15 protein-coding genes, 2 tRNA genes and 1 pseudogene are annotated in these 14071 nt (G+C 69.3%); 12 read left to right on the forward strand and 6 right to left on the reverse strand.

What is annotated here, in order from left to right:
• Positions 1-109: 109 nt before the first annotated feature.
• On the reverse strand, positions 110-1393 hold the full coding sequence (locus C8P66_RS12275) for a LysM peptidoglycan-binding domain-containing protein (protein ID WP_146422839.1): 1284 nt from the start codon (positions 1391-1393) through the stop codon (positions 110-112).
• Between the two features lie 147 nt (positions 1394-1540).
• On the opposite strand from C8P66_RS12275, the gene C8P66_RS12280 reads away from it, so the two are divergent.
• On the forward strand, positions 1541-2230 hold the full coding sequence (locus C8P66_RS12280) for a cytochrome b/b6 domain-containing protein (RefSeq protein WP_111398686.1): 690 nt from the start codon (positions 1541-1543) through the stop codon (positions 2228-2230).
• A gap of 66 nt (positions 2231-2296) precedes the next feature.
• Here C8P66_RS12280 and C8P66_RS12285 read toward each other — a convergent pair whose 3' ends face one another.
• On the reverse strand, positions 2297-2716 hold the full coding sequence (locus tag C8P66_RS12285; protein ID WP_158537231.1) for a c-type cytochrome: 420 nt from the start codon (positions 2714-2716) through the stop codon (positions 2297-2299).
• Positions 2717-2924: 208 nt separating this feature from the next.
• Between C8P66_RS12285 and C8P66_RS12290 the strand changes: the two genes are divergently transcribed.
• Positions 2925-3001 (forward strand) — tRNA-Pro (locus tag C8P66_RS12290).
• Between the two features lie 198 nt (positions 3002-3199).
• Positions 3200-3994, forward strand: a complete 795-nt coding sequence (locus C8P66_RS12295) for a TorF family putative porin (protein WP_111398569.1) — start codon at positions 3200-3202, stop codon at positions 3992-3994.
• Between the two features lie 43 nt (positions 3995-4037).
• On the opposite strand, the gene C8P66_RS23875 is transcribed toward C8P66_RS12295, so the two are convergent.
• Positions 4038-4235 carry a DUF2842 domain-containing protein gene (locus C8P66_RS23875; RefSeq protein WP_158537232.1) on the reverse strand — a complete coding sequence of 66 codons (198 nt, stop codon included), beginning with the start codon at positions 4233-4235 and terminating at the stop codon, positions 4038-4040.
• 140 nt (positions 4236-4375) lie between these two features.
• Between C8P66_RS23875 and C8P66_RS12305 the strand changes: the two genes are divergently transcribed.
• Genes C8P66_RS12305 through dut form a run of 3 tightly spaced genes read left to right on the forward strand, consistent with a single transcriptional unit; the run spans position 4376 to position 6372 of the window.
• Positions 4376-4891, forward strand: coding sequence for an adenine phosphoribosyltransferase (locus tag C8P66_RS12305; protein WP_111398688.1), 516 nt, complete (start codon positions 4376-4378; stop codon positions 4889-4891).
• Positions 4881-5825 carry a hypothetical protein gene (locus C8P66_RS12310; RefSeq protein WP_111398570.1) on the forward strand — a complete coding sequence of 315 codons (945 nt, stop codon included), beginning with the start codon at positions 4881-4883 and terminating at the stop codon, positions 5823-5825. The genes C8P66_RS12305 and C8P66_RS12310 overlap by 11 nt, the downstream gene beginning before the upstream one ends.
• Before the next feature lie 28 nt (positions 5826-5853).
• Positions 5854-6372, forward strand: coding sequence for a dUTP diphosphatase (gene dut / locus C8P66_RS12315; RefSeq protein WP_111398689.1), 519 nt, complete (start codon positions 5854-5856; stop codon positions 6370-6372).
• A gap of 6 nt (positions 6373-6378) precedes the next feature.
• Here the strand turns inward: dut and C8P66_RS12320 are convergent, their stop codons facing one another.
• On the reverse strand, positions 6379-7275 hold the full coding sequence (locus C8P66_RS12320) for a peptidylprolyl isomerase (protein ID WP_111398571.1): 897 nt from the start codon (positions 7273-7275) through the stop codon (positions 6379-6381).
• Positions 7276-7503: 228 nt separating this feature from the next.
• Between C8P66_RS12320 and secA the strand changes: the two genes are divergently transcribed.
• The 6 genes from secA (at position 7504) to C8P66_RS12350 (ending at position 12658) form a co-directional block, all read left to right on the forward strand.
• Positions 7504-10218, forward strand: a complete 2715-nt coding sequence (secA, locus tag C8P66_RS12325) for a preprotein translocase subunit SecA (RefSeq protein WP_111398572.1) — start codon at positions 7504-7506, stop codon at positions 10216-10218.
• Positions 10219-10368: 150 nt separating this feature from the next.
• Entirely contained in the window at positions 10369-10587 is a 219-nt protein-coding gene (gene infA / locus C8P66_RS12330; RefSeq protein ID WP_111398573.1) for a translation initiation factor IF-1, read from the forward strand.
• A gap of 39 nt (positions 10588-10626) precedes the next feature.
• Positions 10627-11205 carry a Maf family protein gene (locus tag C8P66_RS12335; protein ID WP_111398574.1) on the forward strand — a complete coding sequence of 193 codons (579 nt, stop codon included), beginning with the start codon at positions 10627-10629 and terminating at the stop codon, positions 11203-11205.
• Positions 11202-12290 carry a ribonuclease E/G gene (locus tag C8P66_RS12340; RefSeq protein ID WP_245903475.1) on the forward strand — a complete coding sequence of 363 codons (1089 nt, stop codon included), beginning with the start codon at positions 11202-11204 and terminating at the stop codon, positions 12288-12290. Before C8P66_RS12335 ends, C8P66_RS12340 begins: the two co-directional genes overlap by 4 nt.
• Complete coding sequence (locus C8P66_RS12345) at positions 12283-12495, forward strand: DNA gyrase inhibitor YacG (RefSeq protein ID WP_111398691.1); 213 nt, start codon at positions 12283-12285, stop codon at positions 12493-12495. The genes C8P66_RS12340 and C8P66_RS12345 overlap by 8 nt, the downstream gene beginning before the upstream one ends.
• Before the next feature lie 87 nt (positions 12496-12582).
• Positions 12583-12658: transfer RNA gene (locus C8P66_RS12350), tRNA-Phe, on the forward strand.
• A 151-nt stretch (positions 12659-12809) separates the two neighbouring features.
• Here the strand turns inward: C8P66_RS12350 and C8P66_RS24815 are convergent.
• Positions 12810-13796: pseudogene (locus C8P66_RS24815) on the reverse strand (tyrosine-type recombinase/integrase); the annotation flags it as partial.
• Complete coding sequence (locus tag C8P66_RS12360) at positions 13793-14035, reverse strand: helix-turn-helix transcriptional regulator (RefSeq protein WP_111398575.1); 243 nt, start codon at positions 14033-14035, stop codon at positions 13793-13795. The pseudogene C8P66_RS24815 and the gene C8P66_RS12360, both read right to left, overlap by 4 nt.
• Positions 14036-14071 lie beyond the last annotated feature (36 nt).

The raw sequence follows: 14071 nt of genomic DNA on the forward strand, positions 1-14071 counted from the left end.
GGGAATAGGGTGCTCCCATCGACGCTGGCCTCCTACCCAGCCAGAACCTTGAATCAGATCACCCTCCGCGTCGGGAAGAAAATTCGATTCAGCCCCAACGCATCCCGCTCTAGAACCCCGGAACTGCGAAGATCTGGCCGGGGAAGATGAGCGCGGGATCGCGGATCTGGTCCCGGTTCGCCTGGTAGATCACGGTGTAGCGGATGCCGTGGCCATAGGCGTTGCGGGCGATGCGCCAGAGGTTGGTGCCGGGCTGCACCACCACGCGCCCATCGGTGAGGCCGCCTTCGGGCAGGGCCTCCCGCGCGAAGGGCACTTCAATCCGCGCGGCGACCGCGGTGCCGGCCTGGGCCAGCTGATCCAGCCGCAGCATATGCGTGCCCACGGTGGGCGGGGCTGATGGCGTCAGCGCCCAGCGGCCTTCCACCCCTGCGACGGCGTCACCGGCATGGCGTTCGTCCACGTAGATTCGCACCGGCGTGCCCGGGGGCGCGGTGCCGGCGAAGCGGATGGCGCCGGCGCTGTCGTAATCGACGATATCCAGCCCGAGTCGCAGCGGCGAGGGGGTGCGGCCCGCGGGCGTTGCCTCGGCCGCGCCTTGCAGCAGCCGCGGCGCGGCGGTGGCGGTGCTCGGCGGCAGCAGCGCCACCAGCGGGCCACGTGCGGGCGTGGCGGCCTCGGTGGCGGGCGTGGCCTCGGGGATGACCACGAGCACGGTGTCGGTGCCGGCGACCTCCCGCCCATCGGGCTGGCGGGCGCGCAAGGTCAGTTCGCGGGCGCCCGCGGCCAGCGGATCGGCGGGGAGGATGACCCATTCGCCACGCCCGTCGGCGCGGGCATTGCCGAGTTCCTGCCCGCCTTCCATCAGGCGCACCTCCGCACCCGGCGCGGCGCGGCCGGCGATCACGGCAGTGCCGCGGGCGCCGATGCGGGCGACGTCGAAGCTTGGTGCGGCGGGGTCGGACTGGGGCTGCGGTGCGGCCTGGGGCGCGACGGTGGCGGCGGGCCTTGCTGCGGCGGGCTGGGCGGGCGCGGGATCGGCGCGGGCCACCACGGCAGGGTGGGGTGAGGGTGCGACGGTGGCGGCCGGTGCCGTCGCCACGACAGCGGCGGGGGGCACGGCTGCCGGCGCCGGGTCCGGCTGCGCGGCGGCCATGGCCGGCGACGGGGTGGTGACGGCCGCGGCAGGGCGCGGGGTGGCCAGCGGTGGGGTGGCCAGCGGCGGGGTGGCTTGCGTGGCGGTCGAGGGCGCGGTCTGCGTCGCGATCGGGCGTGAGACGGGAAGCAGCAAGGTGCCCGGCGCCGGCGCTGGAGCCGCGCCGAACAGCCACCAGGCAGCGACACCCACCGATGCCGCACCTCCGAGTCCGAGGACTGCCGCCTTGATCGTCATGCCGCTGTAACTAGGCTCCTGCCAGAAGGGCCACAAGCGCGGAAGTCGGCGTAAGAGCAAGGGGTTGCATGAATTTAGATGCTGCGGCCCTGCCGTACGCGTCCCATGCGGGTGTAGGGTGACGCTGCAGTGCGGCAGGAGCCATTCATGAGCGACGGGGCGAGCGGGACGACGGCGGGGATGACGCGGATTCGGGTGTGGGACCCCTGGGTTCGCCTGGTGCATTGGAGCCTGGTGGGGCTGGTGGCGCTCTCCTGGTGGACGGCCGAGACCGGGCGGATGGCTCTGCACATCACCTCGGGGTTGATCATCCTGGCGCTGGTGGTGTTCCGGATCCTCTGGGGGTTGGTGGGCTCCGAGAATGCCCGTTTCGCCCATTTCCTGCGCTCGCCGAAGCTGGCGTTGGCGCATCTGCGGGCCTGGCGCGAGCGGGAGCCGGACCATGAGACGACCCACAACGCCGCCGGCGGCTGGATGGTCATCGCGATTCTGGGGCTACTGCTGATCCAGGCGGTGACCGGGCTGTTCTCGAAGGACGAGGTGCTGGCGCGTGGGCCGCTGGCCCGCCGCGTCTCAGATGGTGTCAGCGATCTGCTCAGCGATGTGCATGGGGCGACCTTCAACCTCGTGCTGGCCGTGGTGGCGCTGCATGTGGTGGCGGTCGTGGCCTATCGGGTGCTGAAGGGCCAGGATCTCGTGCGGCCGATGATCACCGGCATCAAGCGCCTGCCGGCCGCCTATGCCGCATCGGCGCCACGCCTGGCGCCGGCCTGGCTGGGCGCCGTGCTGCTGGCCTTGGCGGCAGCCCTTTCGGTGTGGGTTTCCCGCCTGGGCTGAACCCAATGATCGCTTCGGGATGAAGCGATCATGGCCGTTGCGGTATTGCGGCGGCGCGGCCGGGCGCTACCGCGACCGGTAGCCGCGATGGCATCCGACGCAGCTGCCGCCCAGGGCCTGGAACGCGGCCGCCGAGGCTGACGCATCGCCGGACTGCACGGCCGTTCGCAGCGTCTGCGCCGCCGCAAGCGTCGTCTCGGCGGCTTTTTCGAAGCCCGCGCGATCGGACCAGATGGTCGGCCGCGCCTTGGTGTCGCCGCTGTCGGAACCGGTGGGGAAGCGACTCGGGACCGAGGCGAGGATCTCCGCGATATCGGCCACACGCGTCGCGAGGGCGCTGACATCGCCGCGCGCCTCCATGACCGGCTTCATCACCTCCAGCTGTTCCGACATGCGCTTCATGCTGGCCTTGCGTGCGGCGATCACATCCGCCTGCGCCCAGGCGGCACCGCCTCCCGCGCCAAGCAGCAAAGCCAGCCCCAGCATCAGGAACCGTGGCTTTGGCCGGGAGGACGGGAAGCATTTCGCCATGGGGAGTTCGATCCGCGTAAGAGTGAAGACCGGCATAGCCTGCCATGTCCCCGGCCCGCGTAAAGCAGGCGGATTTCACGGCGGCACATTTGTCCGCGCCGCATGCACTTGCCGCCCGGCCCGGGCTTCGCTATAGCCCCGCCTCGCGTCCGGCAGGGCCTCACGGAGTGTAGCTCAGCCTGGTAGAGCACTGTGTTCGGGACGCAGGGGCCGGAGGTTCGAATCCTCTCACTCCGACCATCCCGCCGGACCCGAGAAGCCCCGCCCGGCCCTGCCGCGGCGGGGCTTCACGCTTTTTGGCAGGGGCCTCACTGGGCTTACGTGGTATTTCAGCCACAGTGTGTCGTATCTATGACGATTTAAGTGGCAAACACCTTCTCAACGGCGACCATTTGCTGTGTTCTGTTGCTCATGGGTCGCGTGAGGAAGGAACTGCACATGAAGTCATCGATTTTTGCGGTCGTCGCTTTGGCTTGCGGCTTGGGCGCTGCGGCGCCGGCCATGGCCCAGACCGAAATTGCCGCCATCGACAGCACGCTGACGGTGACGCCGGCGATCACCACGGATTATGCATTCCGTGGCATCAGCCAGACACGCAACCGCCGCGCCATCCAGTTGAGCCTCGATCTGGAGCATTCCAGCGGCGTGTATGTCGGCGCCTTCGCCAGCAACGCCAATTTCGGTGTGAACGGCGCGATCTCCAACAACACGCGGCAGGAAGTCGACCTGCTGGCCGGCTACCGCTTCAAGGTTGGTGACCTGAAGCTCGACATCGGCGGCATCTACTACACCTACCCGAACTACAGCGCGCAGCCGGTCTCCACCGGTGCCGGCCAGTTCGAGCAGAATTACTTCGAAGGCGCGGTGAAGGCTGCCTACAGCCTCGAGCCGCTGACGCTGCTCGCCGCCGTCTACGTCTCCCCCGATTTCTTCAACGAATCCGGCACCTCGGTTTACCTTGAAGGCGGCGTCGACGCCGCCCTCGACTTCGGCTTCACGTTTTCCGCCCGCATTGGGCAGCAGTGGATCCAGCGCAACAACTTCAGCACGCGCGAAGGCAACTTCGGTGGCATCCGCGACTACGCGAACTACTCGGTCTCCGTGTCGCATGAGCTGTTCGCCGGCTTCATGGCCTCGGTCGGCTACTACAACACGGACCTGGACAAGGCCGATTGCGGCGGGACCAGCTACTGCGGCCAGCGCGTGATCGCGACCCTCAGCCGTCCGTTCTGATCAAATACCGGATGGCGAGCCTTCGGGCTCGCCATCCTCCGTTTCAGGTGTTGGGGCGTTTCGCCGCCCAGGTGATCAGCCGAAGGGCCGGATAGGTCCAGACGAAGCCGACCACCGCGAAATAGGCCAGTTCGACCAGCCAATGCGCCCCGCGCAGGCGGTCCCCGATGGCGACGACCACCGCGGCATAGGCGGTGAAGGCGACCAGCCCGACGGCGATCGCGATGGGAGTGCGGCTCATAACCCGCCCAATGGCCCGTTTGCGCGGCCACGCCAAGCCTGAACCGGTTGCGTCCCACGCCTTGCCCGGCCTATGCACGCGGCGATGCCGCGCCAGATCTCCGGCGGCTGTCCAGGGGATGAGGCTGAACAGGCATGGCCATTGATCTGAAGGCCCATATCCGGGGCATCCCTGATTTTCCGAAACCCGGCATTCTTTTTTACGATATTTCCACATTGCTGCGGAATGGCCCGGCCTGGCAGGAAACCGTCAGCCGTCTGGCCGATCTGGTGGCGCCCACGGCCCCGACCGCCTTGGCCGGCATCGAAAGCCGCGGCTTTCTCCTCGCGGCGCCGGTGGCCGCGGCCCTCGGTCTCGGCTTCATCATGATCCGCAAGCCGCGCAAGCTGCCGGGGGCGACGGTCGGCCTCTCCTACGCGCTGGAATACGGCACCGACCGGATCGAGATGCAGGCCGATGCGGTGAAGCCCGGCGACCGGGTGGTGCTGCTGGACGATCTGCTCGCGACCGGCGGCACCATGGCCGCGGCCATCCGCCTGCTGCGTGAGGCCGGCGCCGAGGTGCCGCTCTCGGCCGCGTTGATCGAGCTGACCTTCCTGCAGGGCAGGGCACGGCTCGATGCGCCCTTCGCCTCCCTGCTGGCCTATGACGACTAGCGGCGCCTCGCTCTCCGGGCGGCGCGCCCTGTTGGCCCTGGCGCTGGCAGCCCGGCCTGCCTGGGCCCAGTCCGCCGATACGGCGACGCTGCTGCTGCCCGGGCCTGAGACCGGCCCGCTGGCCCTGTTCGGCGCCCGCGCGGCGGCCGGGCTTGCGCGCAACATGCCCCAGGCCGTGGCGCTGCGGCTGGAGACCCTTGGCGGCCCCGACGGCGTCACCGCCGCCAACCGATTCGCGACCAGCGACACCGCGGGCCGCGCGCTGCTGATGCTGCCCGGCGCCGCGGTGCATGCCCGCATGGTGGGCGATGCGCGGGTGCAGTTCGAGCCGACGGGTTGGCTGCCGCTGCTCGCGATGCTGCAACCCGCCTGGATTGCCGGGCGCGGGGCCTTGCCCCCAACCGGTGGCCGCTCGGTCTGGCGCGTCGCCATATCGGGGACGGCCCATGCCGAGGCGGCGGCGCTGCTGGCGCTGGACCTGATGGGGATTCCGGCCGCGCCGGTGATGGTCGGCGTCTTGCCCGGGGCGGCGGAGGCGGCGATTCGGGCCGATCAGGCCGATGTGCTGATGCTCCTGGGGCCGGACCTGCCGGCGCGGGCGAACTCGCTCGACCTCCAGCCCTGGCAGATCTTCGAACCGGCCTCCGCCCGCAATCAGGACCAGGCCACCCTGGCGCTGGCCTGCCTCGCGGCGGTGACCTCGCTGCGCTTGCAGGGGCTGCTGGTGCTGCCGGCGCTGACCGGCAGCGACCAGGCAGCAAGCTGGCGCCTCGCCGCCACGCGCTTCGTCGAGGATGAGCAGCGGGATTCGCACCAGGGGCTGCTCGGCCCGATCCCGGCGAGCGATCTGATGCCGACACTGTTCCCCGCCCCGGATGCGATCCTGGCCTGGCGGGAATGGGCGCAGCGGCGGCTCGGCACCCGCGCCGGGTAGCGCCGCGGAACCAACCAAGGAAGCAAGCATGACGACGGAGCCAAGCGTGGAGCTGAAGGTGCTCGACCCGCGCCTGCACGGCTGGGGCCTGCCGCGCTACCAGACCGAGATGGCCGCGGCCATCGACCTGCATGCCTGCATCGACGCGCCCCTGGAGCTGCACCCCGGCGCCGCGCCGGTGCTGGTGTCCTCCGGCATCGCCGTGCACATGGCGGCCCCGGGGATGGCGGCGCTGGTGCTGCCCCGCTCCGGGCTTGGCCATCGCAAGGGGCTGGTGCTGGGCAACCTCGTGGGGCTGATCGACCCGGATTACACCGGGCCAGTGCTGGTCAGCGCCTGGAACCGCAATGCGCCGGGCACCGCACCCATCGTGCTGGAACCCGGCGAGCGCTTTGCCCAGATGATCTTCGTGCCGGTGCTGCGGCCGAGTTTTCGGGTGGTCGAGGAATTTTCCCTGGCCTCCGCGAGGGGGGCGGGAGGCTTCGGCTCGACCGGTTCGGCGCAGCCGGGCCCCGATGCCGCACCGCGCGGCACCGGAGCCGGCTGAGCCGGGTCAGCGCCGGGTCGGCGCGACAGCGGGGGGCGGCGGGCTCGCATCCGGCAGGTGGTTCGGCATGGGTGCTGCGACCGGGGTGCCGTCCATGTTGAACCGCTCGATCTTCGCCGCCGAGCGGACGCGCTCGATCACCGCACCCACCGCTTCCTCGAAGGCTTGCTGGCGCAGGGCTTCCTTCGATTCGTCGAAGGCGGGCGCAGGGGCGGGGCGGCGTTCCTCGACCTTGATCACATGCCAGCCGAACTGGCTGCGCACCGGCTCCGGGGCGATCTGGCCGGGCTGCACCGCGAAGGCGGCGGTGGCGAATTCCGCCACCATGTCGGTGCGCTTGAAGAAGCCGAGATCCCCGCCCTCGGCGGTGCCGGGGCCCGAGCCGCGACGGCGGGCGACCTCGGCGAAATCGACGCCGGGGCGGCGGACCTCCTCCAGGATCGAGCGGGCCTCGGCCTCGGTCGGCACCAGGATGTGGCGGGCGTGGACCTCTTCCTCGACCGGGCGGCCCGCGGTCTGGGCGTCGAAGCGCGCGCGCAAAGCCTCATCCGTGATCGCGGGGGCGATCTCCCGGGTGATGTAGGCCTGCTGCAACACCTGCTCCTCGGCGCGGCGCATGCGGCTGGCGACCTCGGGGTCGGCGGCGATGTCGCTGGCGCGGGCGGCGGCCAGGATCGCCTGCTGTGCCGTCAACTGGTCCACCAGCAGCGGGAAGAGCACCTGCGGCGGGGCATTGCGGTACTGGGCGGGCAGGGCGGTCATCGCCTCCTGCACATCCGACAGCCGGATCTCGGCGCCATCGACGCGGGCGACGACCGGATCGGCGGCAGGCCCTGGAGCCGGGGCTGGCTGGGCGAGGGCCGTGGTGGAGAGCAAGGCGAAGGCAAGGACGAAGCGACGCATGGGGATGGGTTCCTGGAAGGCGGCGCAACTTGGCGGAAGCGCTCTGACGCCACAACTCCCGGTGCGGGTGACATGTTGCAACCGCTGCCGCGTTGACCCGCCCCCTTGCCGCGCCTAGATGCGGCACGGCCCGCTTTTCCCACAGGGCGGGCCCCACGGGAGCCCCGTGCGCGCGCCTCTTGCCCTGCGCGGGCTATCTCGACTGGGATGACGGAGACCAGGTCTTCCATGCTGACTCGCCTTGCTGCCAAGCTCTTCGGCACCGCCAACGACCGCGAACTCAAGCGCCACCGGGCGCGGGTGCCCGCGGTCAATGCGCTGGAACCGGCGATGAAGGCCCTTTCGGATGAGGCCCTGGCCAATCAGACGGTGCTGTTCCGCGAACGCCTGGCCAAGGGCGAGACGCTGGACGACCTGCTGCCCGAAGCCTTCGCCACGGTGCGCGAGGCTTCGCACCGTATCCTTGGCATGCGGCATTTCGACGTGCAGCTCATTGGCGGCATGGTCCTGCATGAGGGCAAGATCGCCGAGATGAAGACCGGCGAGGGCAAGACCCTGGTCGCGACTCTGCCGGTCTATCTCAATGCATTGGCCGGCAAGGGCGTGCATGTCGTCACCGTCAACGACTATCTTGCCAGCCGCGACGCCGAATGGATGGGGCGGCTCTATGGTTTTCTGGGGCTGAGCACCGGCACCATTGTCTATGGCAAGGTCGATGAGGAACGCCGCGCCGCCTATGCCGCCGATATCACTTACGGCACCAACAATGAATTCGGCTTCGACTACCTGCGCGACAACATGAAGTACCGCCAGGAGGAGATGGTCCAGCGCGATTTTTTCTACGCCATTGTCGATGAGGTCGATAGCATCCTGGTGGATGAGGCGCGGACGCCGCTGATCATTTCCGGCCCGACCGACGACACCTCGGAACTCTACAACACGGTGGATGCGGTGGTGGCCGAACTGGCCAAGGACCCCACGCATTACGACAAGGACGAGAAGCAGAAGACCGTCTCGCTGACCGAGGAAGGCACCGAGACGGTCGAGACCATGCTGCGCGAGGCGGCGATCCTGGAGGAGGGCGGGCTCTACGACACGCCCAACGTCACTTTGGTGCACCACGTCAACCAGTCGCTGCGCGCCCATACACTGTTCACCCGCGACGTCGATTACATCGTGAGCAAGGGCAAGATCGTCATCATCGACGAATTCACCGGCCGCATGATGGAAGGCCGCCGGTATTCCGAGGGCCTGCACCAGGCGCTGGAAGCCAAGGAACACGTTCAGGTCCAGCCCGAGAACCAGACGCTCGCCTCCATCACCTTCCAGAATTATTTCCGCATCTTCCCCAAGCTGGCCGGCATGACCGGCACCGCGGCGACCGAGGCGGATGAATTCGCGGAAATCTACAAGCTGGAAGTGGTCGAGATCCCGACCAACGTGCCGGTGACCCGCAAGGACGAGGATGACGAGGTCTATCGCTCGGCCGAGGAGAAATACGAGGCCGTCGCCGTGCTGATCGAGGAGTGCCGCCTGCGGGAACAGCCCGTGCTGGTCGGCACCACCAGCATCGAGAAGAGCGAGCTGATCTCCGCCCTCCTCACCAAGAAGAACATCCCACACAAGGTTTTGAACGCGCGCTACCACGAGCAGGAGGCGGGGATCATCTCCCAGGCCGGCCGGCCCGGGGCTGTGACCATCGCCACCAACATGGCCGGGCGCGGCACCGACATCAAACTCGGCGGCAATGCCGAGATGCTCGCCGCCGCCGTCTTCGCGGGCGAACCCGACGGGCCGGACTTCGAGGCGCGGCTGCAGGAAATCCGCAAGGAAGTCACGATTTCGGCCGAACGGGTGAAGGCGGCCGGCGGCCTCTTCGTCATCGGCACCGAGCGGCATGAGAGCCGGCGCATCGACAACCAGCTCCGTGGCCGGTCGGGCCGCCAGGGCGATCCGGGCGGCAGCCGCTTCTTCCTGTCGCTGGAAGACGATCTGATGCGGATCTTCGGCAGCGACCGAATGGGGGGGATGCTGACCAAGCTCGGCCTGAAGCCCGGCGAGGCGATCGTGCATCCCTGGATCAACAAGGCGCTGGAGAAGGCGCAGAAGAAGGTCGAGGCCCGCAACTTCGACACCCGCAAGAACCTGCTCAAATACGACGACGTGATGAACGACCAGCGGCGCGAGGTTTACTCCCAGCGCCGCGCCTTCATGAACGCCGAGCACCTGTCCGAGACCGTCGCCGAGATGCGGCACGAGGTCGTCCGCGACATGGTCCATGCCGCGATCCCGGAGAATGTCTACGCCGAGCAATGGGATCTGGTGGGGCTGAAGAAGAAGATCGCCGACATCCTGGGCCTCGACCTGCCGGTGGATGAATGGGGCCGGGAAGAGGGCATCGACGAGGTCGCGATGCTGGAGCGCGTGAGCGAGGCCGCCGAGACCCGCGCCGCCCTGCGCGCCGCCGATTTCGGCCCCGAGCGCATGCGCCAGGTCGAGAAGGCGCTGCTGCTGCAGATTTTCGACTCGGTCTGGAAAGAGCATCTGCTGGCGCTGGACCATCTGCGCCAGGGCATCGGCCTGCGCGCCTATGGCCAGCGCGACCCGCTGAACGAGTACAAATCCGAGGCCTTCGCGCTGTTCAACGGGATGCTGGAGGATCTGCGCCAGCGCACGACGCAGTGGATCCTGCGGATCGAGCTGATGCCTGACCAGCCGCTGCCGGAACCCGAGCCGATCCAGGTCACCGACATGAGCCACCCGGCCCCGGGTGGGGAGGAGATGGCGCCCGCGGGGGGCTATGGCGTCGCCGCGCCGGCGGTCGAGGGCTATGCTCCCGGCGTCGATCCGATGGATCCCTCGACCTGGAACCGCACCCCGCGCAACGCCGCCTGTCCTTGCGGCTCGGGCAAGAAATACAAGCATTGTCACGGGCGCGGGTAAGACGCGCTTACTACAACGCTTGACCCGGCCGCGGCTGGCGCACATGTTCCGGTCGCATTTCGGCCCCGGTTCGGGGCCGCGGTCGCGCGCGGGCTGATCTTGGCCCAGTCGCGTTACGGCCCAGTCGCGGCGACACAGAAAAGGATAGGCATGTCGAAGGAAGACATGATCGAGTTCAGCGGTCAGGTGGTTGAGCTTTTGCCCAACGCGATGTTCCGCGTGAAGCTCGACAACGAACATCTCGTCCTGGCTCATACCAGCGGAAAAATGCGGAAAAACCGCATCCGCGTGCTGGCGGGTGATCGCGTGAATGTGGAGATGACGCCCTACGACCTGAGCAAGGGCCGCATCACCTTCCGTTTCAAGTGATTGGCTGCTCAAGATAAACCGACCGCGCCGGACGCTCCCGTGCGGCCGGCTCTGATTCTCGCCTCCGCCAGCCCGCGCCGCCTCGACCTCCTCGCGCGGATCGGGGTCGTGCCGGATCGCGTCTGCCCCACCGAGATCGACGAGACCCCGCTGAAGGCCGAGGTCCCGCGCCTGCTCGCCGCGCGCTTGGCGCGGCAAAAAGCCGAGGCTGCGGCCGTGCTGGCGCCCGAGGCGCTGGTGCTGGCCGCGGATACGGTGGTCGGCGTCGGCCGCCGCATCCTGCCCAAGGCCGAGACGGAGGAGCAGGCGCTGGCCTGCCTAGATCTGCTCTCCGGCCGGCGGCACCGGGTCTATACCGGCGTCATGGCCATCCACCCCTCCGGACGGCGGTCGCAGCGACTGGTGTGCAGCATCGTCGCCTTCCAGCGGCTGACGGCGCAGCAGCGGGATGCCTATCTCGCGGGCGGGGAATGGCGCGGCAAGGCCGGCGGCTATGCCATCCAGGGCGCCGCCGAGGGCTTTGTCCGCTTCCTGTCCGGCAGCCATTCCAATGTGGTCGGGCTGCCGCTGTTCGAAACGGCGCAGATGCTGCGCGGCCTGGGCTGGCTCACACCATGATTCTGGTTTCCCTCTCTCCGGGCGAGCGCCGCGTGGCGCTCTGGCAGCAGGGCCGCCTCACCGGCGCCTGGATCGAGCGTCCGGCGCGGCCTGATGGCGTGGATGACGTGCTGCTCGGCCGCATCTCGGCGCTGGCCCCGGCCATGGCCGGCTGCTTCGTCGCGCTGCCCGACGACGAGACCGGCTTCCTGCCCGATTCGGAGGCCCGCGGGCTGAACGAGGGCAGCGTGCTGGCGGTGCGCGTGATCCGCGCGGCCCAGGGCGGCAAGGGGCCGCGGCTTTCGGCCAAGGTGCCCCCGGGCACCTCCACCGCCGGGACGGCACCGCAGGTGATCTCACGCGGGCCGGATGCAGCGCTGCGCCTGGCCAAGGCCTTTCCGGGCATGGCGCTCGCGACCGATGACGCGGCGGAGGCGGCGCGGCTGCGGGCCATCCTCGGCCTCGGCCGGGTTGGCCTGATCGCCCGCGCCTTCGATGCCGAGGCCGAGGAGGAATTCGCGGCCCTGGCCGAGGCCGAGGTGGAGCTGCCCGGCGGCGGGCGCCTGACCATCCAGACCACGCGGGCGCTGACCGCCATCGATGTCGATGCCGGCTCCGCCTCCGGCCGCGATGCGGGGGCGGCGCGCGCGCTGAACCTCGCGGCGCTGGCCGAGGCGGCGCGGCAGATCCGGCTGCGGCATCTGGCCGGCGCCATCCTGCTGGACCCGGCGGGCATGCCCGCCCGCGCCCGCGCCGCACTGCTGCCGTCTTTCGAGGCGGCGCTGAAGCCCGACCCGCTGTCCAAGCTCGTGGGTCTCTCCGGCCTGGGGTTGATCGAGGTGCGGCGGGCACGGGTGCATCCGCCGCTGCATGAGTTGCTGTCCTCCCCGCTCGGCATCGGGCTCGCCGCCTTGCGCGCCGCGGCGCGGCAGGCGCGGGCCGAGCCGGGCTTCGCCCTGGCGCTGCGCGCCCGCCCCGCGGTGATCGACGCGCTGCGCGACCTGCCGGGCGCGCTGGAGGCCTATGAGGCCGGTGCCGGCCGCCCCTTGGTGCTGCGCCCCGATTCGGCGGCGATGGCGCCTGTGATCGAGGATGCCGATGCCTGAGGCGGCCAAAAAGCCCAGCCCGAAGCCCAGCCCGAAGCCCGGCCCGAAGCCCTGCCCGAAGCCCTGCCCGATCTGCCGCCGCCCGATGGTGGAGGCGTTCCGCCCCTTCTGTTCCGACCGCTGCCGGCAGGTCGATCTGGGGCGCTGGCTGACCGAGGCCTATGTGGTCCCCGGACCCGCCGTGGAGGAACCCGAGCCCGAGTGATGCGGGGCGGGTGGACAGCGCGCGGCAGGTTCGGTATGCGCAGCTTCTCTACCGGTCGCTGACGGGTTCACCGTCGCGGCGCCATGGGCCCAGGTAGCTCAGTTGGTAGAGCATGCGACTGAAAATCGCAGTGTCGGTGGTTCGATTCCACTCCTGGGCACCATCCACTTTGAATAGCCTTTCTTTTCAACGGATTGAGTAGCGTTTTTGTCCCACTCCGGCGTTGGCGCGCTGGGTGGGACTTTTACTTTTGCGGCCTGTTCCGCAGTAATGCGAGCCATGGCGCTCGCGGCCATCACGCGCTGGGCAGCCCCAGCGGTGTATCTCGACACCTCCTTGAGGGTCCGGTGGCCCGTCACGGCGGCGATCTCGTTTGCCGAACAGCCCAACTCGGCCAGCCGACTCGCGGCGGCCTTTCGCAGACCATGGGGCGAGCACTGCGGCAGGCCGGCGGCCCGGCACCATGCGCGAAAGCGATTTCCGAAACTGTCCGGCGTGTAGGGCGTGCCCCGTTCGCCGGTCAGGAAGTGCAGACCCTGTGTCGGCGTCGCGGCGATGATGCGCGCCAACTCCGGGATGATGGGCAGGGTCAGCGTGACCGGCTTACGGTTCCGGTTCTTCTGCTGGGTGAAGGTCAGCACCCCCTCCCGCACATGCTGCCGGCCGAACAGCACCACGTCGCTCCGCCGCTGCCCGGTGAACAGCATCAGGGCCATCGCCAGCCGGGGCTTCGACCCCACGGGCCAATGCGCCTCGAATTGCTCCACCTCCTCGCGCGTCCAGGAGTGCAGCCCATCGCCCTGCGGGGCGAGATAGGGCACGCTACGGGCCGGGTTCTCCTTCACCAGGCCAGCGGCCACCCCGTGCTTGAAGACGGCGCGTAGGGCCTTCACCAGGCTGTTGGCGGCCTCCGGCTTCTCGGCCTTGGCGTCGCGCATCTTGAGGATGTGGCGAGCCTCCATGCGGCCGGCCGGCAGGGCGCCTTTCTCGGCGAGTAGCTTTTCGAGGATCAGGCGCCGGACGTGGCTGGAGCGTGCGTCCAGCCGCTTGAAATCGGCGCTGCCGTAGTATTCCACCACCAGGGCGGTAAGGGTGCCCCGCTCGACTGTGCCGACCGCCTTGGGCGTCGGCTTCTGCTTTGCGTCGAGGGCGCGGCGATACTCGGCGTCAAAGGCGTCTGTGCCCAGCGCCTCGAACAGGCGCAGTTTGGGCTTGCCCGGCTGGCGGAGGTAGATTCGCAGATTGCCGTGGCGGTCACGGTCCTGCACGACGAATTTATAGCGGCTAATCACGTCGATCATGCGGAGTCCCACGGGTTCGCCGTGTCAGGCTCGTGCGCCGCCGCGCGCTGGTCCTCGGCCCAGGCTTCCAGGTCGCCCCGGTGCCAGGCCCGCAGCGTCCCCGCCGTGGCGATCGGCTTCGGCACCCGGCCGGCCCTCACCTCCCCGTCAAACGTGCTGGGCGACATGCCGACATACTGCGCCGCCAGCTCGCGCCGCAGCAGCAGGGGCCAGCCGGGGAGCATGGTGCCGTCGCGCATCGTCGTCACTTCCTCCTGTGCTGGTCCGGGTGGTGA

It is taken from the genome of Humitalea rosea (assembly GCF_003253705.1).
In the GTDB taxonomy this organism is placed as follows: Bacteria; Pseudomonadota; Alphaproteobacteria; order Acetobacterales; family Acetobacteraceae; genus Humitalea; species Humitalea rosea.